Source organism: Asticcacaulis sp. P2_C5, assembly GCF_056404555.1.
The window spans coordinates 369,145-393,198 of the sequence record NZ_JBFUDU010000004.1 but is presented as its reverse complement, the minus strand read 5'-3'; the positions used below and the strand labels follow the sequence as shown (position 1 = coordinate 393,198).

At 56.8% G+C, this 24,054-nt stretch carries 21 protein-coding genes; 7 read left to right on the top strand and 14 right to left on the bottom strand.

Translation table 11 applies throughout. From position 1 onward, the window contains the following. The first annotated feature begins 193 nt into the window (after window positions 1–193). On the top strand, window positions 194–541 hold the full coding sequence (locus AC1DXO_RS09890; RefSeq protein ID WP_476977961.1) for a hypothetical protein: 348 nt from the start codon (window positions 194–196) through the stop codon (window positions 539–541). Window positions 542–895: 354 nt separating this feature from the next. Next, a complete protein-coding gene (locus tag AC1DXO_RS09885; RefSeq protein ID WP_476977960.1) occupies window positions 896–1,282 on the top strand; it encodes a hypothetical protein in 387 nt (128 codons plus the stop codon). 275 nt (window positions 1,283–1,557) lie between these two features. Here AC1DXO_RS09885 and AC1DXO_RS09880 read toward each other — a convergent pair whose 3' ends face one another. After that, window positions 1,558–2,622, bottom strand: a complete 1,065-nt coding sequence (locus AC1DXO_RS09880) for a LacI family DNA-binding transcriptional regulator (protein ID WP_476977959.1) — start codon at window positions 2,620–2,622, stop codon at window positions 1,558–1,560. 227 nt (window positions 2,623–2,849) lie between these two features. Further along, on the bottom strand, window positions 2,850–3,695 hold the full coding sequence (locus AC1DXO_RS09875) for a FadR/GntR family transcriptional regulator (RefSeq protein WP_476977958.1): 846 nt from the start codon (window positions 3,693–3,695) through the stop codon (window positions 2,850–2,852). Window positions 3,696–4,123: 428 nt separating this feature from the next. On the opposite strand from AC1DXO_RS09875, the gene AC1DXO_RS09870 reads away from it, so the two are divergent. The 3 genes from AC1DXO_RS09870 to AC1DXO_RS09860 all read left to right on the top strand — a co-directional run bounded on the left by AC1DXO_RS09870 (window position 4,124) and on the right by AC1DXO_RS09860 (window position 6,437). After that, entirely contained in the window at window positions 4,124–4,690 is a 567-nt protein-coding gene (locus tag AC1DXO_RS09870; RefSeq protein ID WP_476977957.1) for a hypothetical protein, read from the top strand. A 76-nt stretch (window positions 4,691–4,766) separates the two neighbouring features. Beyond that, a complete protein-coding gene (locus AC1DXO_RS09865; RefSeq protein WP_476977956.1) occupies window positions 4,767–5,231 on the top strand; it encodes a hypothetical protein in 465 nt (154 codons plus the stop codon). A gap of 165 nt (window positions 5,232–5,396) precedes the next feature. Next, complete coding sequence (locus AC1DXO_RS09860; protein ID WP_476977955.1) at window positions 5,397–6,437, top strand: DUF1963 domain-containing protein; 1,041 nt, start codon at window positions 5,397–5,399, stop codon at window positions 6,435–6,437. A gap of 367 nt (window positions 6,438–6,804) precedes the next feature. Here AC1DXO_RS09860 and AC1DXO_RS09855 read toward each other — a convergent pair whose 3' ends face one another. Next, window positions 6,805–8,640 (bottom strand): hypothetical protein, encoded by a 1,836-nt coding sequence (locus AC1DXO_RS09855; protein WP_476977954.1) that lies wholly within the window; start codon window positions 8,638–8,640, stop codon window positions 6,805–6,807. Between the two features lie 62 nt (window positions 8,641–8,702). Here AC1DXO_RS09855 and AC1DXO_RS09850 point away from each other — a divergent pair, with 62 nt between their 5' ends. Then, window positions 8,703–9,314: an SOS response-associated peptidase family protein gene (locus AC1DXO_RS09850; RefSeq protein WP_476977953.1), complete on the top strand. Its 612-nt coding sequence runs from the start codon at window positions 8,703–8,705 to the stop codon at window positions 9,312–9,314. Window positions 9,315–9,452: 138 nt separating this feature from the next. On the opposite strand, the gene AC1DXO_RS09845 is transcribed toward AC1DXO_RS09850, so the two are convergent. Next, window positions 9,453–10,859 carry a zinc finger domain-containing protein gene (locus AC1DXO_RS09845; RefSeq protein WP_476977952.1) on the bottom strand — a complete coding sequence of 469 codons (1,407 nt, stop codon included), beginning with the start codon at window positions 10,857–10,859 and terminating at the stop codon, window positions 9,453–9,455. Between the two features lie 191 nt (window positions 10,860–11,050). Between AC1DXO_RS09845 and AC1DXO_RS09840 the strand changes: the two genes are divergently transcribed. Beyond that, window positions 11,051–12,292 carry a Shedu immune nuclease family protein gene (locus AC1DXO_RS09840; RefSeq protein ID WP_476977951.1) on the top strand — a complete coding sequence of 414 codons (1,242 nt, stop codon included), beginning with the start codon at window positions 11,051–11,053 and terminating at the stop codon, window positions 12,290–12,292. 135 nt (window positions 12,293–12,427) lie between these two features. Here the strand turns inward: AC1DXO_RS09840 and AC1DXO_RS09835 are convergent, their stop codons facing one another. From AC1DXO_RS09835 to AC1DXO_RS09790, 10 genes are all read right to left on the bottom strand, one after another. After that, on the bottom strand, window positions 12,428–14,152 hold the full coding sequence (locus AC1DXO_RS09835) for an ADP-ribosylglycohydrolase family protein (protein WP_476977950.1): 1,725 nt from the start codon (window positions 14,150–14,152) through the stop codon (window positions 12,428–12,430). Beyond that, the gene (locus AC1DXO_RS09830; protein ID WP_476977949.1) at window positions 14,149–14,826 is read right to left on the bottom strand and encodes a DarT ssDNA thymidine ADP-ribosyltransferase family protein; all 678 of its coding nucleotides are present in this window, start codon (window positions 14,824–14,826) and stop codon (window positions 14,149–14,151) included. The genes AC1DXO_RS09835 and AC1DXO_RS09830 overlap by 4 nt, the downstream gene beginning before the upstream one ends. Next, a complete protein-coding gene (locus tag AC1DXO_RS09825; RefSeq protein WP_476977948.1) occupies window positions 14,823–16,229 on the bottom strand; it encodes a 3'-5' exonuclease in 1,407 nt (468 codons plus the stop codon). Before AC1DXO_RS09825 ends, AC1DXO_RS09830 begins: the two co-directional genes overlap by 4 nt. A 453-nt stretch (window positions 16,230–16,682) precedes the next feature. Continuing rightward, window positions 16,683–17,729: an AAA family ATPase gene (locus AC1DXO_RS09820; protein ID WP_476977976.1), complete on the bottom strand. Its 1,047-nt coding sequence runs from the start codon at window positions 17,727–17,729 to the stop codon at window positions 16,683–16,685. Continuing rightward, entirely contained in the window at window positions 17,711–18,157 is a 447-nt protein-coding gene (locus AC1DXO_RS09815) for a DnaB-like helicase N-terminal domain-containing protein (protein ID WP_476977947.1), read from the bottom strand. The genes AC1DXO_RS09820 and AC1DXO_RS09815 overlap by 19 nt, the downstream gene beginning before the upstream one ends. 762 nt (window positions 18,158–18,919) lie before the next feature. After that, a complete protein-coding gene (locus tag AC1DXO_RS09810) occupies window positions 18,920–19,795 on the bottom strand; it encodes an alpha/beta fold hydrolase (protein ID WP_476977946.1) in 876 nt (291 codons plus the stop codon). 4 nt (window positions 19,796–19,799) lie between these two features. Then, window positions 19,800–20,003 carry a helix-turn-helix transcriptional regulator gene (locus AC1DXO_RS09805; RefSeq protein WP_476977945.1) on the bottom strand — a complete coding sequence of 68 codons (204 nt, stop codon included), beginning with the start codon at window positions 20,001–20,003 and terminating at the stop codon, window positions 19,800–19,802. After that, a complete protein-coding gene (locus tag AC1DXO_RS09800) occupies window positions 20,000–20,392 on the bottom strand; it encodes a hypothetical protein (RefSeq protein WP_476977944.1) in 393 nt (130 codons plus the stop codon). The genes AC1DXO_RS09805 and AC1DXO_RS09800 overlap by 4 nt, the downstream gene beginning before the upstream one ends. A 200-nt stretch (window positions 20,393–20,592) precedes the next feature. Continuing rightward, complete coding sequence (locus AC1DXO_RS09795; protein WP_476977943.1) at window positions 20,593–21,474, bottom strand: AraC family transcriptional regulator; 882 nt, start codon at window positions 21,472–21,474, stop codon at window positions 20,593–20,595. 227 nt (window positions 21,475–21,701) lie between these two features. Next, window positions 21,702–24,038 carry a TonB-dependent receptor gene (locus tag AC1DXO_RS09790; protein ID WP_476977942.1) on the bottom strand — a complete coding sequence of 779 codons (2,337 nt, stop codon included), beginning with the start codon at window positions 24,036–24,038 and terminating at the stop codon, window positions 21,702–21,704. Window positions 24,039–24,054: the final 16 nt, after the last annotated feature.

Sequence of the window (24,054 nt, the reverse complement as noted above, 5' to 3'; positions counted from 1 at the left end):
GTAGCGTCTGGCGGCGAGGCTTTAGACGGCGTCCGGCAAACAGGCGACTGACGGGTTCAGGGAATGGGTCTGGAAACCCATGGAGAATGGTGCTCCAGGCCCTTAAATACGGGTACCGGGGAGTTATGCATTTTGCATCAAGTCACCGCAATTCAGGTTCAGTCAATTTCGGAGATTATGTTGAGTTTTGCTAATGGAAAATGTTAAAGCTGCACTAATAGAAGCATGTATGGCGCATGCCGGCTTTACGAATACTGGCGACCATAAACGATCGAATAAAGCTCACGATCGCATCATTGCGCTGCTTGGCGATTTAAAAAAATTACCTGATCACGGCTTGGAATTGTTACTTTCATTGTTAGAAAATGAAAATAAATGCGTCCAGGCATGGGCGGCCACTTATCTTTTACCAATTGAAGAGGGGGCGGCAATCAATACGCTTGAAGGTGTCGCTGCTGGAAGCGGCTTGGACGCATTTAGCGCTCGAATGGTATTGAAGCTTTGGAGCGAGGGAACACTTCAGCTTGTGGATTGGCCATAATCGTCGCCGTGGCTTACGAGAAAAAGGGTAGGGTCACTATTGCCCTGACTCGGCGTCCCTGCATCAACCTAACAGAAGAATAATGGGCATTTCGGTTTCCCGTAACGGTTTCGTGGCAACGGCCAATTTTCATGACATCCTTGAACCCGGCCGCTGCAACGCATACGGTCGCGATTCGAGCCGGAATGAGGTGGCAATGGCTGCCTCGGCCACACCGGCAGGAACTATCAAAACCACATGTACGGTTTGTCGGGCACGGCCCGAAGAATCCAGACGGCGAATTGCCGCATTTGCAGATAATCCAAAAGGCGGCGGAGCGACGATCCACATTTTCTTTCCGGTCGGGTGAACGTCATGAAAATGAAGATTAAAAACCAGCTCGTGATGAACGCTGGTATCGTTGTATGTGAATTACCGTCCGAGATTTCTGGGTATCAGTGTTGGGCGGCCGTGTCCGCGGTACAAAAAGACTACATTGATCGGACGCCGGACGGCTATCTTCGCATCAATAATCTTGTCAGAAGTAGAATTCCCGTCAATGTCATGCAAATTTATACAGTAAAAAAGGTATTTGTGAATTCGGAATGTATAGCTAATAATTGGGATTTCGGTGAAAATGACGTGAAGTTCGAGTTTTTCGAAGTCGCGTATACGCTAGAACAGGTATCTGATATATTATTGGCCAATAATATAGATGAGGAGTGCTTAATGGAGCCTTGGAATACAGATTATCCTTTATAAGGCGGGAATGGGGATGGATTCACAGACCAAGTGCAACGGTGTTGAATTCTGCCAGAAACATCTCGGCCGGGGTTTTGAAGCCCAAGCATTTTCTGGGGGTGTGAATCTATCGGGTTCCAACCGGGAGGGAAATAAAAGTGACGATAGAGCATAGAAACGCGGAAAAGGTTCAGAGTCATTATCGACTCACGATGGCGACATGAATGGTTCAGAAACTGACTCCGCCCCCCTTATTCTTCTTTTCTAATATTCTTCTTTTCTAAAGCCATACCGATTCAGGCTTTTGGCGCTGGTGCTGAGGTTTGCCGCTCGATGATTTCGAAATCGCGAAGCTCTCGGCGCGCTTCATAGCTTGCGCCGGAACGCTTCGCCCGGATCTGCAGCAGCAGAAGTTCAACCGCCTCGGACGCCATCTGAACGGTCGGTTGCCGCACCGTCGTCAGCTCCGGCCAGACCGTCGTCGCCGTCGTGGTGTCGTCGAAGCCGACCACCGTCAATTCGCCCGGGACATGGACGCCGAAACTATGGGCGTTGGCCAGAACGCCCGCGGCCATATCATCATTCGAGGCGAAAATAGCCGTGGGCCGGTTGGGTTGGCCCAGCAGGACGGCGGCGGCGTCGAAACCGGAATGGTAATCGAAATAGCCCTGCACGATCAGGTCGACATCGACATCGAGGCCGGCCGCGTTCATGGCGGCGAGAAAGCCCTCGGTGCGAAAATCGCTGGCGCGGTTGTTCGGGTGGCCCTTAATGAAGCCGATCCGGGTATGGCCCAATTCGACCAGCCGGGTGGTCATGGCGAAAGCGGCGGCGTGATCGTCGACACCGATGATGGAGCGGCCGGGTGGCTGCTGGGCGGCCGCAATGCCGATCGAGGGCAGATTCACGCGGTCGAGCGCGAGGGCAACGCGATTGGAGTTGGAGAGGGGCGCCGGCAGGAGGACGCCGTCTATCCCGGCGGCGGCCAGATCTTCGACCGTTTCGACCGCTTCGTCCAGACCTTCGCACTTGGCGATGGTCAGCCGGCAGCCGCTGAGGCCTGTTTGCGTCAGGGCGCCGATCAGTATCTCATTGAGGTAAGAGGTGGATGGATTGGTGTAGAGCACGGCGATTTGTGTCGCATCCCGGGCTGCCAGGGCGCGCGCCGATGTGCTGGGGGCGTAGTTCAGCGCGGTGACCGAGGCAAGTACCTTCTGGCGGGTTTCTTCGCGTACATTGGTTTCGCCATTGATGACGCGGGACACGGTCATGGGGGAGACGCCGCTGTGTTTGGCGACGTCATGGATTGTGCTGACGTTGCGCGCCCGGCGGCCTGGCTTCTGTACGGGTTCAATGTCCATGGCGATGTCGGTGTGCCGTATCCCAATCCATCTGTAATGTTAATCTCTGAGGCGGCCAAAATCAAACATTTGCTTGAACGTTCGGTGCAGGCAGAGGTGAGGATAGTGCAGGTCGATTGCCGATGGTACGTATATCATTTTTCAGGTCGGACAATTTCAGAGCGGCGATGATATGTATCCAGCTCCGCCTTTGCCGTGGCCGTCAGAGCGGTACAACGGTGTCGCTCTCAGGCGTGCAAAGCGGCTCTGGTACTGTCGTGTCCGCGAGCGCCGCCTGGCGTTGACCAGGCAGAGGTCGGCTCTATCGCCGAGCGGATAAGGGCTTCCATCAACCACCGCGCCCGGGCGTCATCCTGATGATGGACGGCATCCAGTATCATGCTGTGTTCATTCAACGAAGCGCGGATGGAGATGTTGCGTTTTGTCTTGTAGGAATTTGTCCAGACGACAGCCGCTTCGATGGAGTCCGCCAGCGGCAGGAGAAGCGGGTTGTTGGCAGCCTGCATAATCGTCCTGTGGAACTGGATCTCGGCGCGACGGGCCGCCTCCTCGGTCCGGCGATCATCGGACATGATGTCGAAGGCCTTTTGCAGGCGGATCAGGTCCTGGTCCGACCTGCGTCGGGCGGCAAATCCTGCGGCCTGGGGCTCGATGGTCAGCCGAAGTTCGAAGAGGGACCGGATAAAGCTTTCGTCGGGCTCGGCGAGGCGCATCCAGAACAGCACCAGGGGATCGAGCAGGTGCCAGCGTGAGCGCGGGGTGACCAGCGTCCCGGCTTTTCTTCGTGGTTCAACGAGGCCTTTATCGATGAGAATAGTGAGCCCTTCGCGAACGGCGGTTCGGGACACATTCCACTGTGCGGTCAGGGTCATTTCCGTGGGCAGGGCCTCGCCGACGGCATAAAGTCCGCAAACTATGTCCATGCCTAACTGCTGTGCGATCGTATCGGACAGCCGGAGGACGGGGGCACTGCTGCCATTCGTGGGAGCGATACCATTACGAATTGGAGAAAATACACCTTGATAATCAAGGCGTAAATCTATCTCCGGAGGGTCGATCGGTAGGAAATTCACCTGCGTCCGCCTCTAAATGGTACGTAACCATTTTTATATCCGCACAAGAGGTATTTCGTCAATCAAATTGACGGACAAAAGCGTCTGTGTGGAAATGTGCGCGCCTTCACCATGCCCTCTTATTCAAGTGTCACTATTGACCTGACCCTTTGACACTGGATCAGCCATACCTGGAAAAACGGGGATATTGCTTTGGACTGCATAAATAAGGTTGGCGCATAAGCTTCGCTCTTCAGTCTTGGTGAGAGGGGCATGTCCCATGCCGCGCCGGTAGACATCCTCGTCCCCGGGGGGTGTGGTATAATCGCGACATGCGTAACCCGCGGCAGACTGAGCCTGTGGAAAAGCGTTGACTGTGCGATGCGCTGTTGCGAGACTCCCGCTACAGACGCGTCCGGATTGGCGCCGTCACACGGGGGCGTTTTCCAATGAAATGGCTATGTCTTGTCACTGCGCTCAGCCTGGCGCCGGTCGCGGCCGCGGCCCAGGATAGCTCGGTTGTGCTCAGTCCGGAGGACGCTCGCGCGTTCAGCGACCTCGCCAGACACAAGAAGTCCGAGGAAAAGAAGGCGCTCAGAACGCTTTCCAGCGAAGATATCCGCGCGGCCTTAACCGACAACCTGACGGACAAGACAAAGATCATCTATCAGAAGGGCTATGGCGTTTACGTCGAATACTCGGCTCCGGACGGCAGCGACCGAATGTGGTTTACCGGCAATCGTGGCGCCGTGCGCGGCGTCTGGGGCGTGCCCGAGACATCGGGCAAGCCACGTGCCTGCTTTCACTATTTCAATTCCCATAACTATGTGACCGGCGAATTCGAAAGCACGGAGTGTATCTCGGCCGAGCAGACGCTCAGCAATGCCGACGTCATTGCAGAAAAGACCGGCGACGTCTTCGGCCTTATGTCGGGGAAGGTTCCCTATGTCAAAAGCGCAATGGATGTGCCGGTGTGGCCTGCGGAGACGCCGGCTGAAACCCCTCCCGTTCCGTAAGATAAAAGGCAGTGACTTTATTGACCCGACCCGGCCCCTCCGCGGGCTAAATGATTGTCCGATTATGGGGGAATAGATGTCTGGATGGCTGGCGAAAACCGTGTGTGGCGTCATAATGACGGCGACCCTGGCGACGACAGGTGCGCTGCCGACCGGCGCCGCAGCAGCAAAGAGCATCGCCGGCACCTATGAACTGAAGACGGCGGAAGAGCGCGCGGACGGCCAGCCCGTCTGCCGGGAGCGTTGGACCTTGCGGGCAAACGGCAGCTTCGTGATCGATAGCGGGCAGGAGAAGATGCAGGGCCAATGGCACTCGGAAGACAAGGGCAGGGAAGGCAAATGGCTGGTATGGACCGACCAGACGACGAACGGCCTGCCGGATTGCCGTGGTGACGTTACGCCACAGCCAGTGGCCGACCGGCGGACGTCCTATTATGTCAACGGTCTTGGTGGCCTGGTCATAACCCGGCCCACAAGCCGGTTGCCCGATGGCTCGATCCTGTGGAGTCTGGTGGCCATTGCCGGCCGTGTGGCGGAATAGCACCAAGGGCCGACTTACTCGCAGGGGCTGGATTTTGCTCAAGCGCGCATTGGGCCGACCGAAAACGGGCCCATATACTCGCGGTTGGGCTTCACAACGCCTCTACGGCGGGCTACCTTACCGGTAACCGAGCGTCATCGGGCGTTCAAACGGAAATGTAGGTTTATGCTGTCTTGGCTGAGACGTGTGTTTTCCGGCTCGAAGCCGAACCCGGCCCCGAAGGCGCAGACGCTCGAGCCTCTCGCATCGTTCGACGATCTGAACACCTTGATTGACGCGTGCGGTTTGGAGAATGCCCGAGAGGCGATTCTGCGTCATGCGAAACCCTGTTTCCATATGATCGCAGGTAAGCCCGCGGCCGGTGCACCACTGGGCGGGACAAGGCTGGGCGGCGCGCCCGATCTTGCCGCCGGCACGGCGTGGCCGCGCGGCGACTACGGATATTGCGGCTTCCTGGGGCAGCTCGATCTGGCGGATGTCCGGACGCGTACGGGGTGTCTCGATCTGCCGGCTGAAGGCTTGTTGTCCCTGTTCGTCGACTATATCGAAAGCGCCGGCGACCCCGTACCGGTTCGGGCGATCCTGACGCCTGCCGGCACAGCCCTTGAGCGCCTGGCCGCGCCCGAAGGCGAAGAGGCCTATGGCGCCTATGTCAACCGGCTCAAGCCCGTCAGCATCGAGGCTTTCCGGCCGGGCGTCACGGTACCGGTCATGGGGCTGGACCTTCACGCAACCGTCGAGGCCCTGGCGCCCGACGGCGATTTCGAAAGGTTGCAAGACGCCGTTAGCCAGCAACCCACAGGCGCGATCGGCCGGTTGTTGGGGCAAGGGTTCGATCACGACGGTTCGGACCTTCGCCTGGCTCTGCATGCCCGGCAGATCGGCCGGGAAGGCCTTGAGCGGTTTGCCTTTATCAAGGACTGGGACGAATGGCTGTCCTTGAAGCGTATCGAGTCACGATTAAGGAACGGAACCATTTATCGGCCATGGACCGATGATCAGGACGATCAGGTGCGCTATTTTCTGGACAATCGCGACGCCTTTTTCGCCGGCGCGGACGCGTTACGCCTACTTGTTCTAATCGAGTCGAACAGGGCGATGGATATGTGGATCAACGACGCCGATCCGATCTTCTTGTTTATTCCGGCGGCTAACCTTGCCAAAGGCGACTTCACGGTGCTTTTTGGGGCGGTTACTCAGGGGTAGGGCGAAGGCTGTCTTTCGGGCCTCAGCGCAAGAACCGGAAGGCGTCCGGGCGCGAAAAAGGGTCAGTGTGATTATGGGCCGAGACTTGGCTTGGCCCTAGATCAGCCGCACCAGATACCCTTCGATCCTGACCTTGCTGGTCGCGCCGAGACTTTCCAGGGCACTTGCTAACGTGACCGCCTCGTCGTTTTGGGCAACCTGCTCAGGCTTCGTAGTCGAAACGCATTTATAAGTCAGATAGCAGCCGGTAGGTCCTAATTCGGAATGCAGGCTTCTCGAGGTACGTCACGTCGCAAATGGCCGCGAAAACGACCTGTTCCGGCCGGCTCGGGACACGCGACCGTACCTGCGTGCGAATGGGTCCACGTCAAGGTTTCGTCTTCGCTGGTCGCGGAAGCCAGCCGGGTGTGCCTTCTTCGAATTGGTTGTCCGTCAATTGCCGCACGTCCGTGCCGTCGGCGCGCATGACATAGAGATCGCCATAGGGCTGAGGATTATAGGGATGCAAAGGTGCTTCGTCCTTGAATCCGCCCCTGGCGCTGGTGAAAGCGATCCATTTGCCGTCAGGTGACCAGACATTATGCGCATCATTGCCGGGGGACCAGGTCAGCCTGCGCACATCCGTGCCGTCGGGGCGCAGAGTGTAGATCTCGTAGTCTCCGTCCTGGTCGCCGGTATAGGCGATCCGATCACCCTGGGGAGACCAGGATGGGAAGTTTTCGTGACCGGCGGCACTGGTCAGCACGGTCACGGCATGCGTGGCGACATCAACGATAAACAGGCCGTTCAAATCTTTTCCAGCCCCGCGATAGACCAGGCGCGTCTGATCCGGTGACCAGCTTGGCAGGCCGAAATTGCCGGTTCCGCCGGTCAGCAATTGCATATCCTTGCCATCGCTCTGCATGACGGCGATGTCCGCGATCGACTGGCCGTTTACCGACTGGAAAAATCCGCCCAGGCCAAAGGCGATGCGGTCACCTCGTGGTGACCAGACCGGCGCCAGCGCGCTGCGTTGCGGGTCACTGAACACAAGGGTGCGGCCGGTGCCATCCTCGTCCATTATCAGGATATTGTTGTGAAGGTTGCCCGCCGTCTGGTCGTTGAGGACCAGACGATCGCCCTGCGGGGCATAGGACGGGAAAATACCTGTTCGCACCAGTTGGAAATGCGCATCCAGGCTGGACCACACCTGGAGTGGCGGCCAGGCAGTGCCGACATCGCGCTGAAACACCATGACTTTGCCGTCCGGCGACCAGTGCGGATTACGCATCTCGCCTCGTGCGCCTGCCGATCCCGATACGAACTCCACACCGCCTTCGGGTCCGCCGGAGGCATAGCCGATGCGTCCGTCCGCCATCCAATCCGGCGACCATTTTTCGCCGCTCCCCGTGGTCAGCACCTCGCGCTGGCCTGTCGCCAGGTCGAGACTCACGATCTGGGTCGTTCCGCGCAGCCGTCGCGGACTCGCGATCTTTTGCACATCGTCGATGCCCGTCTGATAGAAAACCAGTTGTTTGCCGTCCGGCGACCAGGACGGACTGCCGGCAAAAGCATCGTCGTGGGTCACCTGGCGAAGCGCCGTCCCATCGGCGCGCATGACGAAAAGTTCGGTCGATTGGACGGTGACAAAAGTAAATTTCGGTTTTTTCGACTGGCGATCAGACGAGAAGGCGATCCACTGACCGTCGGGCGACCAGGCCGGGCGGAAATCGCCGCCCTGGTAATGCGTGAGATTGCGCAACGCCCCGGTCGTCATGTCAAGGATCCAGATGTCCGCCTGGCCACTGCGGGCCGAGACGAACGCCAGCGAGCGGCCATCCGGAGACAGCGCGCCCTGGTCGTCGAAAGCCTTGTCATGCGTCAATTGTTGCAGATCCGTTCCGTCGACGCGAACACGATAGATATCGTCAGATCCATTCCGCGTAGAGGTAAATACGATCCACCGGCCATCGGGCGAGACGGACGGGTCGTAATCGAGGGCAGGATGCGGCAGGACCGACCGGGCGTGGCTGCCATCGGCGTCGGCGATGTAAATGTCGGTATTAAGAGGCGCGAAACTCGCAAAGGCCAGTCCATAGTCTGGCGCGCCGGGTGGGTCCGCCTTGGCCGGTTGCAGGAGCACAACCGTGAAATACAGGGCAAGTGAGGCCGTGGCGAAAAGGTCGGAAACCTTGCGGGCAAGAGACTGGCGGGCAAGGGACATGTTCGTATCCTCAGGTCGGGATCGGCTGACAGGGTGCTTATGTCTAGCATGGTGCCGTCAGGGTGGCGAGGTGCGAGTTTTCGTGCCGTGCGACCCTAGATCAACCACACCAGATCCCCTTCGATCTGGACCTGACCGGCGCCCAGTGGGGCATGCCGTCGCCGGCCTTTGCGCTTCAGGGCAAGAAGACCGATCCGGGCGTGACCAACATCCGCAACACGGCCTCGCCACATTGGCGGCGCTGGCTGGCGCCGGAATATCGCTGCCTGGTCCCCGTCACCAGCTTTTGCGAGCCCAACCAGGCCAGCGGATCGAAGGAGCTGACGTGGTTCTCGCTGGGAGAGGACCGGCCCCTGACCTTCTTTGCCGGGGTCTGCGCCGAGGTGACGCGCAAGATCAAGGTCAATGACGATCCGGTCTCAGGCCTGTTCTACGCCTTTCTGACGACTGAGCCGAACGCTGAGGTCGCCGCCGTCCACCCCAAGGCCATGCCGGTCCATCTGCGTACGCTCGATGAGTGCAGGACCTGGATGACGGCACCGTGGGACGATGCGAAGGCGCTGCAAAAGCCCTTGCCGGACGGATCGCTCAGGATCGTCAGGCTTGGCGGCAAGCAGGATGAAGAGGTGTTACCGGGCGGCGATGTGCAGGGCACGGTCGGCAGTCTGTTTTAAGGGTGGATGAATGCCTCACCGTTGCACAAACCTCACGGGACCCTTTCGATGCTTGCGAGTGACCAATAAAATGAGACAGCTAATTTGACAATTGGCGTCACCGTAATTCTTCTAATTCTTCGAATTCTTCGGACATACCTAATCTCGGAATTCCGACACATCGACTTGATCGGCCTGACAGCGCATCATTTTCAGCTCGCCGCCACAGCATCGGCAGTCATCGTATCTCTTGGCCACGCCCAGGCAAGCTGGGCAATCGACAAGAACATAGTCTCTTAATTCTATGCTGTCTGCCTCGTGGCGAAGCATAGTTCGATTACCCCGGCACGCGAGGCAATCGTTGCCCAGATGACGCCCTTTGCCTTTACATACTGGACAGTCGACTTCCTTGTAATCCCTTAGATCGATCTGTTCGATATGACGCTTCTCTATCTGCCGATCCCCGTGGCAAACAGGACAGTCATCTCCTCCCCACGCTCCTTCGCCGTCGCATAGCGGACAATCAACAAACGCGAAGTCGTTGGTGTCCATCTTGTCGGCAAAGCGCTTATCGATATGGGCTTCACCCTGGCAACCTGGACAATCTTCGCCTCGAAAAATACCTTCCCCGTCGCAGACTGGACAGTCGACCTTCTTGAAATCGTCGAAATCGATGCGATTTGCCAAGTCCTTGGGAATTTCTCTTTCTCCAGCGCAGGCCGGGCAGTCTTCGCCTTCGCGAGCGCCTGACCCAAGGCAGACGGGGCACACGATATGGCCGGAGGCCGCCACGAATTCGTCGCGTATTACCTGAGCTTTTTTTAGTCGTTTCGCGACGCTGTCCTTATTGGTTGAGAGCGCCTTTGCCTCTTTCTCGAGCTTTTGCCATTTTGGATAGTTGGGGTCGCCTTTCGAGACTGGCGCCAGGCTACTCAAGTCTCCAAGCATCTGTTTTGCCAGGCTTTCCACCGCCTTCTTCTGATTGGGCGTCTTGGCGCTGGTCCGCTTGGCCTCCAATCCAGAGCAAGCATCGAGTACGAGGAATAGTCTGTGACATATGTTTCCCTGAGTACTCCAGAGCAACCGTTTATAGTAAAGGAGGGTTGTCTTGAAGCTAGGGATAAATTCAAGGTCCTCTTCAAGTGGGCCGAGGACGCCTTTGTCATATTCTGTGTGATGGCTGGCGCAAAGCCAGATCAAGTTTGACGGATGGTTGCTATGGGTTTTTGACACCGGCACAATGTGGGCCGCTTCGCAACTATCGGAATGACTTGAGCAAATCGCACACTGGTTGTTAGCTTCGATCTTAATTTCTTCTTTAATGCCCGCGGGGATATTCGGTCTTTTGCCCGCTACCGATGGCCATGGCTTCCTGAGATAAACATCGAAGTCAAGCAGTTCGTCCTTCGAGTAAAACTTTGCGCCTTGAACTTCCCTTGCAACTTTTAATTTCCGAGTTTCGCCCTGTTTGGGCGCGTACTTATTCAGCCAGGCCAAAAGTCGCGGCGACATGCCTGTCAGCTCTGCGGCGGCATATTCGTTTAGGTCACTTGTCTTCAAAGTCATGGCATTAGGATCTAGGCTGCGTTGTTAACATCGTTATAGAGATAGTCGGCGCTGTTTTCAACGTGCTCCCTATCCCTTCGCTGAACCAGAGTAATTAGGCTGGAGATGAAGGCGGTAACGACCATCGCAGTTTCTTAATCGTTCGTAAGTTTAACTACACGCTGCGAAGAGTCTGAAGCGGAAACTGCAGCATGTATATTTTCAAAGTCAACCACCAGGCACTGGAATTCGAATACTCAGGCGAACGCGACTTTAATTGGGTGCGACATGAGCTCGATACGGCTCACAACGTGACGATTGCTAAGGTATTTCACTTCACGGAAAGGGACCTGATCGGTGATTTGCCTGAGTATATGATCCCATATGACGACGAATTGCCGGCCGAAGAGGACATGATTGCCAGGTCCTTTACTTTCGATATGGGACATGTGGATGACGACTATTATCACATTAAAAAGTCGGTCTTGGGAACTCGTCATGATGTCTTGATCGGGCGCGAAATCGAGCTCGAGCGTCGAATTTTCTCCGCCTATCGCGATATTTCGATCTTTAAGGGTTTGGAAGCGGTCGTCGAGCAGCCGATTATCGTCGGTGGCCCCAAGGAGGATTCGTTGCCCCTCGAAGCTTTCGAAGAGCTAATTCGTAAATTTCCGACCAGCACCGAGCTAACCCGATACGCCCGGGCCAGGATACATAACATCGTGAAGGACTTCTTTGGGACCATGTCGGACGCGGAGCAGCAGTATCAAACCTACCTAAGCAAGCGAAAAAAGACTGGCGGCGTTTTAAAGCGCAACAACCAACTATACGCGTTGGAAGTAGAGAAGTTTGAATTCATCCGGGCTCGAATCCAAGAGATGCTTCTGGAAGAAACAGGTTATGCGGAAAAAGACTGGCAAAAATTGATGGTCGATTTTCTTCTGGTCATCTTTCCAAAGTATGTCGCCGTGCTGGAGAACGTGCAAGTGAAAGATTTTTATTCCGAACCCGGAAAGGCCAAGAACAGGTATATCGACTTCGCCCTGGTCGATGCCTCAGGAAATCTTGACATAATCGAAATTAAGAAACCTTCGGAAGACGGACTGTTAGCCAATGGGACATACCGTAACAATTACGTCCCCAGATATGCTTTGTCAGGCACGATCATGCAGACCGAAAAATATCTAATGCACCTAAGCAAATGGGGCGTCTTGGGTGAACGGGCTTTGACAACAAAATACGCCGATCAACTGCCTACGGGCTTGGGAATCAAGGTTACGAACCCGAAAGGTTTGGTGATCAGTGGCCGGTCGCATCGGTTCGATGCTCAGCGACAGTTCGACTTCGACATACTCCGGCGCAAATATGCCAATGTCGTCGATATCATCACTTATGATGACCTCCTCGCAAGACTGGAAAACTTGATAAGTTTGTTCCGAGTACGGGCGTCGTGAGTTGGCCGCCCTCAGCGCGCACGAGTTCGATCGTCATGTGAAGGATCGCGGTAGGGGCGCTCAGTAATGAGCGTCCCTACCGCGACCCCTGTTTTACACGAAAACCTGTCCCCGAAATTTCCCCACGATCTAAAATCATGAGCTTGAGCTCCGACGCGATCGAGCCAATTTCGCTTTCGCCACTATCGCAGTTAGGGCGACGGCCAGATCGACCGAGTGCGTCCGGTCGATGTAACGATTGAGGAGGCGTCCAAGCGTTAGGTCGTCAAAACCTGATCGAATGATTTCATCGGATAGACTATCTAGATAGTCCTGATTCAATGCAGGAGCGACTGACTTTCGCGCGTCGGAAGGCGCTGTGCGAAGGTTTCCAGATATGTCTCCTAGGGGCAAGTCACTTTGAGCAGCATTACCACCACTTCTGCTTATGCGTGTATTGGGGGTTTCCACGTTCATCTTTCTCGGCATACCTGGCAGTTGGCTTAGCGCAATAGCATCTTTCAGTTTTGCCTTACGCTTCGCTAAAATCGTTTGACCAAAAGGCAGCTCAAACCACTGCCAAGTGGCGTCACCTGCGGAATACTCTCGGCTGACGGACTTCAGAACCCCCAGACCCGCTATCGCGAAACCATTTTCGAATAAGGAAACAGCGTCAGTCTGTTTTGTAGGTGGATTCCATTGGCTAAGGCTAGGATAATTAAAACTTTCACTCCTATTGCCATCCGAAATTTCAAACAGCCGCCGCGCCTCGCGAATTAGGTAGTCTCGGTCTTGAATATGCCAACCCGGAGCTTCCAATGCCACGGTTCCAAGTAAAGCTCCAGCCATGGTCGCAATGGTGTCGGTATCGCTTTCGAGTTCGTTAGCAGCGACGACCAATGCCTCGCTCGGATTTGAGTTTTTGAACAGAAAGGCAAGGGCCAGCGCCGCAATTGCGGTCTTAAGGCCCGATCCTCTGAATCTTGGGCTGAAGCACCCAAGCTCCTCGAGAATTAGGCGATATGCATGGACGCCACCCGTTTGAAGCAGGCCTGAAATTTTTTCGATGTCGCTAAGAGCCTCAGTCTTAGTCCTTTCGAGTGCATGCGGCAGACTTTCACCGTTAAGCTTTTCCCAAGGTGCTAGCCAGAACGCAGCGAGTTGCGGTTCGGAACTTACAAGATCGGAAATGTCGGTGAATCGCTCGACATAGATTTTCCAAGCTGCTGGCGGAGGGATTTCGTTCGAAGCCAATGCATCAGCCAACGCCATCGCATGAAAGAACGCACCGCAAAAACCATGCGGATGACCATGCGTTATCAGGGCGTCCTTTAAAACGTTCGTGTATAGTCGATTGGCTTTCTGGCGTGAGGCCCAGACATGAGGTTGAACGCGCATCGCTGCGCCGTTTCCACCCCCGTAGACATATTTTTGCTCTCCGGAAGCAAAGAAGTTCGAAAACCAGTTTACTCCACGCTTCGACAGGTTTAGTGCCGCGGCCTTCGTTCCCAACCCGCCTCCCAAGGCGTAAGTTGGCCAAACAGTAAGTTCGATTTTTGCGAATGTCTCCGCGTCAAAACTTCCATTCCCTCTTATGGACCGACAAACGGCAAGTCGGAGTTGCGTGTCGTCGGAGTAGGTTCCGGCAGGCAGGTCAACTCTCGGTCCATTGCGGCCGCCGATATTCCTTTGCCAAGCCACTGGCTCAGTGACAGAAGACCCACCCGTTCGATAGGAGATCAAATGGGAATCTCTTGCCAACTCTGTAATCCAACCAATGCTGTCGCCGGCTGCCGCCCACAGAGCGGATAGCACGATTGATCGCTCCATCTTGCTCGACATGCCAAGGACCGAAATATCAAAGGCCAATTCGGTGTTCAATTCGGCTTTCCTACAAATTTCTCTGGCGCAACAAGAACCTCAACGCCGCCTATGCCAAATTCTCGTAGCCAGCCTCTCACGAGGTCGCGCTGTTCTGGTACCTTTACATATATTCGTCGCAAATACGCTACTGGGACTCGTTCCGGGTATAGAATTTCGGCCTGCTCGCAGGTGGGTAGATTTGCAGCTCGTAGTCCGCGGAGTGCTCTCCAAATACCAATTCCCGAAGGCTGTGGTTTTCGGTCTATAGTCGGCGAAAAAAGTGCGCTAAATCCGGCATAGCCCGGAGCTCGTCTGCAAAGATCATAGCCGTTATTGGTCGTGGCGAACACCACTTTTGGATGGGTCATAATGACGGGATCAAACGCCAATATCCCCCACCAGACGTCGGCGCGTTCATGCCACCGTTGGGACACGCTCAAAAAACGCTTATTGACCTCAGAGATCGACAGGTTCACAAAATCCAGCCAATTTTGGCTCTTATCGAAATAGGTAGCCGCTTCGGGACGAATTGCAGCATTGTTGTGGAGCACATATTGCAAATAGTCTGTTGTCGGTAGCCGATGCCGTGACAAAAGCTCTTTTGTGGCCAAGACGCCGACAATGCCGCGGTTGGTCGTAAAATGGAGTACCTCAGAAATACCCCATCGCTGAATGTCCAATTCAATGCTCACAACATAAGCTCGTCAAAGGTGCCTGGAACGAAAAATTCAATAATTTGTGATTCTTCGCCGGGCTTATAACCAACAATTACTTGCTTTCGTGCGCGAGCGACCGCGACGGCTAAAAGCCGTCGGAGGAGTAAAATTTGATCGTCTGAATCCTCATCAGCAAAAGGTGCGTTTTTTGCGCTTATTCCAAGTATGAATACGTAATCGAACTCCAGGCCCTTCGCAGAGTGGAAAGTCGAGAGCGCCACATTTACGTCTCCATCTGGCCAATCCGGATTTCGAGTTATATCGACGAACTCAATACCGGCTTCGCTCAGCTTGTTCTTATCATCCTTAAACCATCCTTGGCCACGCGGTTTAAGGAAAGCTACAGATTCCTCAGCCAAATTAACCTCATTGTTAATAAAATCTATAGCCCAGTTAAGTTGTGGAAAGTATCTCCCTTTCAAAACTATAGGGCGTGGGCCATGGGAATTTGTTGCTGTGAGATCTGGAAGGGCACCATCTGTGTCTACGCTTATTCCTTCAAGGATACCGGCGGCAAATGCCGCAATTTCTGCTGTGTTTCTGTGATTTATTCTGAGCACATGCGAACGTTCGGGTCTGACGTCGAAACCTGCCTCGGCCCACGTAAACCCGCGAGCGTAGATTCGTTGCACGGTGTCTATTACAAAGGTTATAGCGTGTTCAGCCGCAAGATGTTGACGCACAGCCCTCAGTTGGTTTGCGGAAAAATCTTGTGTCTCGTCTACCACGATAATATCGTAATCGAGCGGAGTAATCTCCCTAGCCATTTTGACGGCAAGCAAGTTCCAGTCTAGGCTTTCGTTCTCTTCAAGCCAGGCCAAGTAAGGAAATATCACTTCGTCAAGTATTATTCTGCGTGTTCCTTGTAGAACTCTTGGCGTTGAGCCTCGGCCGGCCCGAGTTGCTACAATATAATCTTCTAAATCTTCTGGCTCAAACCTTCCTAAAACATATTCCACTTCCTTTACTACGTAATCCCGGCTGAGGCCGTCGATTCCGCGCGCCAACGATTCAAGTTTTTCTCTGGTCGCCTCAGAATCTACAATATTTGTGGCGCCTACGTAGTTGCGTGCCCACCGACCGAAGGTGTCTATTTCAATGGAAATGTTTCCATCGCCTTGAATTTGCTGCTCAGCAAGGGCCGTCACGTAACCCGCCAAAGTGCTGTTGAAAGTCAACACCAGCACACGCACCGGTTCGTCACGTTGTTCTCGCTGGTTACGCTCATCAAACATATAGCTCAGGGAACGGAGGCGAAGGAGAGCAGTAGATGTTTTCCCGCTTCCCGCTGCGCCGCAGATGATCTCAACACCTCGCCGGTTTTGGCTGATCAAAGGCAATTGTTCAGCAGTTGCAACAACTTGAGGGAGCGTTTTCAATTTGGAATCGACTTTCGCGTATAATCCGTATGCGACTCCTGACATTATGGGATGCAACCGTCAATCGAAAGCCATCCTCGTAATCGTCGATAGCTGGACATTTGCTGAGCACGCAGACGACGTGAGCGCCGACCACTCTGCTCCTTTTTTCTGCAAGAAAAATGAGGTTAGTGTCGTTATCGACCTGACCCCGTCATCCTAGATCAGACATAACAGGTCGCCTTCGATCTTGATCTTTCGGGCCGCGCTAAGGCCTGCCAAAGCACGGGAAAAGCGGGAATTTAAGAGGTCAGAGTCGTTATTCACTCTATGCCTTTTTGAACCGTGGCCAGCGTCACCCGGTCACAACAGTCACACCCCTATAGGGAGTGTGTGACTGTTGTGACCGTAGACGGGTCTGCAGACGGGAGGCGTCACAGCCGGTCACACGTGACCTGATCTGACCCTGTCGCTCTAAATCAACCACACCAGATCCCCTTCGATCCTGACCTTGCCGGTCGCGCCAAGGCCTTCCAGGGCGCGAGAAAAGCGCATCCGGACCGTGCCGCCCTTGTCGTCGCCGGCAAGGCCGGTGGCGAGGGATCGGGCCTTGACCTGCTCCCGAGTCACAGCCTTCATCCACGTTTTTTGGCCCTCGATGGAAGCGGGCAGGGGCAGCGTCTTTTCATGGTCCGTCACATGGCAGATGGCGGCGAAAACGACCTGTTCCGGCCGGCTCAGGACACGTGACCGCTTCTGCCGCTCAGGCCTGTCCGATAGGGGTTCAAAGGCCACGACGCATGAGGTCAGTTCGTCGCCATCGTCATCGACCATGCCCAGCCCGACCTCTTCCAGCCGAAAGGCAATCTGGCCGCCGTCGACGCCGTTCTTGACCTTGGCAAAGGTGACGACGCGCAGACCGTCATCGTCGGTCGAGCGTTCCACGGTCAGGGTGGCGTCCGAATTGGCGTCAAGGCCGGACCAGCCGCGGATACCCTTGTCAGCGCCGGCCTTGCCGAAGTGGGCGACGGCCAGGACCAGCGCCCCGGTCGACCTGGCTATGTCTTCCAGGGCGTGGAAGGCCCGCGACATGTCGGCGGAGCTGTTCTCATCGGCCCCCGGTGCGCAGCGTGACAGGGTGTCGATCACGATAACGTCGAGGTGACAGCCGATGGCGCCGAAGCGATCGGACGCGGCGTGCAGGGCCTTTTTCAGGTCGTGCACGGCGGAAGGGTCGAGCAGGTTCAGCCCCTGGCCGATCAGCTCGAACGGCATGGGGGTTGCGCGGTGGTGTTTCCGGCGCCAGGCCAGGACGCGCGCGCGACAGCCATTGTCGTCCTCGCCCGCGATATAGACCACCCCGGAGCGCCTGGCCTTTGCGCCGAAGATCTTCGGTGCGCCGGCCGCCAGGCGCAGGCAGGTATCGAGCGCCAGGAAGCTCTTGCCGGCCTTGGTCTGGCCGACGATAAAGCCGACGCCTTTCGACGGCAGGACGCCCTTGATCAGCCACGGCGACGCCACGGGAGCGACCGCCGCGAAGGGCTCCGGCGCGTAACGCGAGGTCTTGGTGTCGAGCGATTGGATCTTGTCCAGTTCGGCGCCGAAATAGGCCAGGACATGCCCCACCGGTCCGCCCTTGGCCAGTTCGCGCACCATCTGGTCGCCGAGCAGGGCGCCTTGTCGATCAGGTCGGCGAGATAGCCCTTGCCGCCCATGGACGCGAACTCCGGATCGGCCTTCAGGCGCGACACGACGACCGAGGGGGCGATATCGCCGCCGGTCAGCGCCAGGTCCTGGATGAGCTGCCACATCCGGCCGAGGACCGGGGAGGCGAAGTGGTTGGCCGTGACGCCGTGGGCGTTGTTGACGGCGGCCGGAATGTTGAGGCAGGCCCCGCACAGGGCCTGCTCGACCTCGACGCTGGCCAGGTTTAACGTCACGGCATTCATGGCTTTACCTCAGGATTGGACGGATGGAGCGGCGGAAAGGGGCATAAAACCTCCTCTTCCCGTTTACGGGGAGAGGGTGGCGCAAAGCGCCGGGTGAGGGGCATTCCACTGCAGATGCAGCGGCCCGGTCAGGGGGCGGTTGATATCCTGTGCGGGGGGAAGCTGTTCATTGCCGATAGCGGGAGCTCTGGTCTGCACGGTCGCACCGGCTGTTTTGACGGTGGAATGCCCCTCACCCGGCGCTTCGCGCCACCCTCTCCCCGCAGGCGGGAAGAGGAGGTTTTAGCAGGTCGTGGAGGGAGGAGCGCCAAGCGCTCATGGCTACGCAGGATTATCGTGTCCGATAACCCGGGCCTGTCCATCGCTGGACGGTCATGACTGGATAATACGGTTTTTGAAGCGCGTCAAATGCATGTCAAGTAATTGTTGTAATACATGAAAATGGCTGTTTTTGGCATAAATAAGGTAATATATTAATGTCTTAACACGCAAATTTATTTTTGGGTGCCCCCGGTCACACCGTCACACATGTCACACCCCTATAAGGGGGGTGTGACATGTGTGACGCCTGGGCGTGTCGGAGCGGGCAGGCCGTCACAGGTTGTCACACGGGCCAGCGCGTGACGCTGTGACGCCGAAAACGCCAGGCCCGCAAAGCGAACGAACGCTCCTGAGCCAGCCCTGTGTCACAGCTTTCATCCAGGCTTTTGGGGCCTGGATGAAAGCCGGCAAGGGTGCCCATTTTCCTGGGGCGTCACAGGCTTATTGCAGAAAGGTCTTTAGCTCGGCCTGGAACACCTCGGGCTGGTCATACATGATGAAGTGGTAGCTGTCGGTGATTTGCCGCATCGTCACGTCGGGCGCGTTCGCGTAAGCCATGCGATAATAACCCTCCATCTGCTCAGCGGTTATGGGCGCACCTGGCGGCAGGACCCACAGCACCCTCAGCGGTACCTGGATGTTAGCAAGTTCAGGGGACAGGTTCGTCGTGATAAGGTCATACATGGCCTGACCCGATGTGCCTGGGTCGCTGTCGAGCGAGTGCTTGATGGCGATCGGACGAAAGGACTCCGCCTTGATCATGCCGGCAATCGTTTGCTCGGCCATGGCTTTGCGCGAAGCCTCGGGCGCACCGATGATGCCATCACGAATTTGGCTTGCAACAGGGGCGACCGATTCCGGGGTCGCATTCGGAGCGAACATGGCCCCCATAAAGGGCAACATATCGACCACCATTAATTTTGATGCCAGGCCCGGATGGCGGGCCGCAACCATGATGCCCAGGGTGCCGCCCATGGAATGACCGACCAAGGCAGGGTTCTCCAACTTTTCGGTGCCGATATATCGGGCGATTTCTTCCGCGACCGGCGCCACGACGGGACCGCTTGCGTTCGCTTCCGGCTGAGTGCCTGCGAACCCCTTTACCTGGACGACGTGATAACGATAGCCGGGGAGGGCTGCGATCGTTGAGTCCCAAACGTCGGCCGAGGACGACAAGCCTGGAATCAGGACAACGTCCCGCCCCTCGCCGTGAACAGTGACAGTGATGCGGTCGCTTTTAAAATCGCCGGCAAACGCAGGCAAAGCTAGAGCGAGGCTGGCCACGACCGCGGCCAACCAGGAGATTTGAAGTCTCATCGTGTTAGTCTTTCGAATAGGGGTTGGGAAATACTTGCTCGACAGGCAGGGAGAACGCAGCTGCAATGCGATAGGCAAGGTCGAGTGACGGGTCATGCCGCTCGGTCTCAAGCGCGTTGATGGCATAGCGTGAGACATTGATGAGGACGGCAAGCTGCTCTTGGGTAAGGTCGCGCTCAGCCCGCAGAACCTTCATCCTGCTCTTCATGCGCGTCCGCCATCACGGATAAACCCGCTTACCAGGCCGAACAGGCACCAAAACAGCGGGTAGATGAGCCAGACGGGAACGTAGGGTGCGCCAAGGAGTTGCTGAAAAGGCCCGTAGGCGACGACAACGGCAATTGTCGCTCCGATGGCACCCAACATACGTTTTGCTGTGAGCGCGCGGACGAACTCATCCTGTCTCGAAATAAGCCGGTAGGCCATGAAGGTCTGGATAACGACCGTGACGGCAGGCACGGCTGCCAGAGCCCACAGCGCGACCTTAGGCCAGCCGTTGTACTTGCCCCAGGTAACGCCGAAAATGGCAGCGAGGAAAATCAACCAAAGACATAGCGACGTGACGACGTAAGCAGGAGACCTTGGCCAGCTGTACATATTGTTGTGCCCTTCTAACATAATGTTGTGTATACATTACATTGCCTCGCGCGACCGTCAATAAAAATGTTGTGAGTACACAACATTTATGACTGGCAAGGTGTGGTCGATGGCCAACTGCCGCGCTTGGGCGAGCCTGTGTGAAAACGAGACCCGCGGCTGCGATTGACCGCCGCAGGCCGAATTGCGGTGAAAACGCCCTATTTCAGCGGCAGGAACAGCTCCGCCACAGCGTCGTTCTCCGGTACCTCCGGGAAGAAGCTCAGCCTCTGGCAATAGATCGGGAAGTCGCGGGCTTCCTCGCCGCTGGCCGGAAGCCAGTTGCGATACAGGTAGAGCGCGGCGGGCTCCAGATTGTCGGTATTGCCGACGACGCGCAGCACGGCGCAGCGTCCGCCCGGGATCACGCCGGCCTTCACTTGATCGTCGTTGGGGTCCATCGGTCGGTCGGTTCCGACGCACAGGTCGGCGCTGTAATCGGCAGGCGAGGTCGGGCGCCGCTCCGAACGCCAAACCGTGAAGGTCGGACTTGTCTTTGGATGCAGGCCTGCCGCCTTGCGCCAGGCGATGAAGCGCTGGATGGTGGCGCCAAGCGTCGCCGGATCGCCGCGATGCTCCATGATCGCCACCGGCGTCGGGGATACGTCGCGAAGTGTCACGTCGTCAGGGGTAAAGGTCTTCTGCATGATTTTGCTCCTTGCATTGTCGAGAGGCTCAAAGGCCGAAAACCACGGCTCCCAGTCGGGCGACTTGCGGAACGACGAAGGCGATTGCCCGAACCTTTGCCGAAAGGCGCGGGCGAAGGCGTCGGGTGCATCGTAACCGGCATCCATCGCTATGTCCGTGACGCTTTCGGCGTCGCGATAGGCCAGCCGGTGTGAAGCGCGCTTCATACGGGCCAGCTGGACATAGCTATGTACGGACAACTCGAAGGTCGCCGTAAACTGCCGGTGAAAATGGAACTTCGAGAAGGCCGCGACACCGCTCAACGTGTCCAGGTCCAGAGTGCCGTCGAGATGCTGGTCTATGTAGTCCAGCACCCGCTGCATTCGGGTATGGTAGTTGTGAAGCGCCGCTGTCATCGTCTTGTCCTCCGTGGCGCCTCCATCTAGCGGTTGAAGGCCGCAAGGTGCTCGTCCGATCTTGCGATTTGCATTCATGACATGGTCCTACATGGGCCTGCGTCGTTTGCGATACTTACGTCAATAATCCTGAACGCCAAAAATTTCAGCCCATCTGACCAGACGCGAAAAGGGCGCGGGTGGTTTTCACCATCCGCGCCCCTTCAACGCTTTCGGCCGACGGTCGTTTAGAACTTGCCGGTCAGGGTCAGCATGACATTGCGCGGCGACTGGAAGAAGTACTGGTCGGTGTTGTAGGCGCCGACCAGGCCGTTGATGGCGACCTTGGTCGTGGCGCGGCTGTCGAACAGGTTGTCAACGCCCAGCTTGGCGGAAACATGGCCGAAGTCGTACGAGATCGCGAAATCGGCGACATTGTAGGCCTCGAGCTTGTAGGCCGCGCTTTGGGCGTCATCGGCCCATTGTTCACCCACCACCTTGTAGGTCAGGGCCAGGTTCAGCGGGCCCTTGCGATAAATGCCGCCCATGGCGAAGGTGCTCTCAGGCGCCTTGGCGATCGTCTTCTTGAAATTGGCATGGGTCGGGTCGTTGTTTTTGGCTTCATTGATCGAGCCGTTGACAAAGGCGGTCAGGCCGAAGTCGAAGGCGTAGGCGGCCTGGCCTTCGATGCCCTTGTACGCCACCTTGCCCTGGTTGAAGCAGATATCGTTGTTGCAGGTGTATTTGTTGTCGACATCGATCTTGTAGATATCGCCGTCGATCGAGAAGCGACCGGCGTTGTAGACCGTGCCGGCCTGATAGTTGACCGTGGTTTGCGGTTCACCCGTGCTGACGGTCAGGGTGTTGACATAGAGCGAGCTGAGCGGCGGCAGGACGAAGCCCTTGGCGTATTGACCGTAAACCGACCAGTTGGGCTGAAGTTTGTAGTTCACCGTCAGGAAGGGCAGGGTGGCGCCATACTTGGCCTTGGCCCAGGGGGCGACATAGGCCAGCGGCTTGGCCTTGATCTTGCCCGAGACGGCGCGGGTCATGTTGACGATCTTCAGGCCCGGCGTGATGGTCAGCTTGTCGGTCGGGGTCCAGGCGAAATCGCCGAACACCTGATATTGCCACCAGTAGGAACGCTCATCGAGCTGTACCGACTTGTCGTCGGTTGGGCAGGGGAGGTTTGTCGTGCCGGCGGCCGGAACCGGCAGGGGACCGGTGCACGCTTTTTCACGCGGATCGCGGACCATATTGCCGGCGACCCCCTGGAAGTTCATGTCGAGGTCATAGCGGTGACGCTCGGTATCCGAGGTTTCGATCAGGCCGCCGACCTTCAGCACGCCGAAGCTGAACTGCTTGTTGAGGCGCAGGATATTGCCGTTGACGGTATAGTGGTTGAGTTTGTCGTAGCCGGGGATGTCGCCGGCGCCTGCCCCGGCGACCTTGAGGACGCCCTTGACGCTGGTCACGCCATCGGGAGCCAGGGTGGAGGTGGCCGACGTGCCGTAGCCGGTGCCGCCTGTGGCGTCGAGGGCCGAGATCGTCTTGTTGGAATAGAAGTAGGTGTAAAGCGTATCTTCGACCGTGAAGCCGCCGCCCAGGTCGCCATTGACGCGAACATAGCCGAAATCGGTGTGCTTCAGGATGTTGTTGTACTTGTAGTAGTTATAGCTGTTGGGGTCGTTGTTGAGGTAGAAGTTCTTGCCGTACAGGGCTTCCTGGGTCCTGGTGATGCCGTCATTATCGGGCTGGTGGCTGTAGTTCATATTGTGGGTGAACAAGGCCGACGCGGTCCAGTGATCGCCCAGCGGCAGTTCGGCCTTGATCGACTGGTTGCTGCTTTTCAGGCTGAAATAGCTGAGGGCGCCGTCGGTGCCCCGTTCCTGCAGATTGAGCAGCACCTTCAGGCCGCCCAGCCGCTCGATCTTGCCGGTTTGCAGGATCGACACCGTCTGCCAGGAATTGAAACTGCCAACAGAAACCTTCTGGGTAAAGCCGAAATCGTCCTTCACCTTGTTCGAGAACATGTGCAGCGCGCCGCCGTAATTCTCCTGGCCCAGGTCGCCCGCCGCGCCCGGGCCGCGATCGATGGTCAGGGCGCCGATGGTCGAGGCGGGGAAGAAGGTGTTGGAGTGGTGGGTCGGGTCATTGGTGTCGCCATAGGGGATACCGTCATAGGTGACATTGTATTCGCCGTCCTGGAAACCGCGCAGCACCAACTTGGTATCGGAATAGCCGGCGCCGTTGCCGCTGTTGCCCGAGATCGAAGGCGCGATATTGGCAACCGAGGTGAAATCGCCGGTTTCCGGAACAACCAGCTCGATATAGGGACGCGAAATGATCGACTGCGGCTGGGTTGCGTCGATGCTCGACTTGGTCGGGGCATTGGCGGCGGCGCGCGAGCGCTCGGCCTTGATGATGACTGTGGTCATTGTCTTGTCGCCGACGTCGGTCGTATCTTGCCCATCGCCGGCCGAAGCAGCGTCCTGGGCGAGGACCGGCGCAGCCAGGCCGGTGGCGACAAGCGCCGTGGAAACCAGAAGCATGTGCTTCAGGCTGGATGAAAACGTCGAGAACATGAAGGCTACCCCGAGT

Bases quoted from the DNA above. Each gene is read 5' to 3' on its own strand.
- AC1DXO_RS09860 (WP_476977955.1), top strand. From the start codon at position 5,397: ATGCTGTCTTGGCTGAGACGTGTGTTTTCCGGCTCGAAGCCGAACCCG.
- AC1DXO_RS09855 (WP_476977954.1), bottom strand. From the start codon at position 8,640: ATGTCCCTTGCCCGCCAGTCTCTTGCCCGCAAGGTTTCCGACCTTTTC.
- AC1DXO_RS09885 (WP_476977960.1), top strand. From the start codon at position 896: ATGAAAATGAAGATTAAAAACCAGCTCGTGATGAACGCTGGTATCGTT.
- AC1DXO_RS09870 (WP_476977957.1), top strand. From the start codon at position 4,124: ATGAAATGGCTATGTCTTGTCACTGCGCTCAGCCTGGCGCCGGTCGCG.
- AC1DXO_RS09810 (WP_476977946.1), bottom strand. From the start codon at position 19,795: ATGAGACTTCAAATCTCCTGGTTGGCCGCGGTCGTGGCCAGCCTCGCT.
- AC1DXO_RS09880 (WP_476977959.1), bottom strand. From the start codon at position 2,622: ATGGACATTGAACCCGTACAGAAGCCAGGCCGCCGGGCGCGCAACGTC.
- AC1DXO_RS09890 (WP_476977961.1), top strand. From the start codon at position 194: ATGGAAAATGTTAAAGCTGCACTAATAGAAGCATGTATGGCGCATGCC.
- AC1DXO_RS09815 (WP_476977947.1), bottom strand. From the start codon at position 18,157: ATGAATGCCGTGACGTTAAACCTGGCCAGCGTCGAGGTCGAGCAGGCC.
- AC1DXO_RS09800 (WP_476977944.1), bottom strand. From the start codon at position 20,392: ATGTACAGCTGGCCAAGGTCTCCTGCTTACGTCGTCACGTCGCTATGT.
- AC1DXO_RS09805 (WP_476977945.1), bottom strand. From the start codon at position 20,003: ATGAAGAGCAGGATGAAGGTTCTGCGGGCTGAGCGCGACCTTACCCAA.
- AC1DXO_RS09845 (WP_476977952.1), bottom strand. From the start codon at position 10,859: ATGACTTTGAAGACAAGTGACCTAAACGAATATGCCGCCGCAGAGCTG.
- AC1DXO_RS09795 (WP_476977943.1), bottom strand. From the start codon at position 21,474: ATGACAGCGGCGCTTCACAACTACCATACCCGAATGCAGCGGGTGCTG.
- AC1DXO_RS09865 (WP_476977956.1), top strand. From the start codon at position 4,767: ATGTCTGGATGGCTGGCGAAAACCGTGTGTGGCGTCATAATGACGGCG.
- AC1DXO_RS09840 (WP_476977951.1), top strand. From the start codon at position 11,051: ATGTATATTTTCAAAGTCAACCACCAGGCACTGGAATTCGAATACTCA.
- AC1DXO_RS09790 (WP_476977942.1), bottom strand. From the start codon at position 24,038: ATGTTCTCGACGTTTTCATCCAGCCTGAAGCACATGCTTCTGGTTTCC.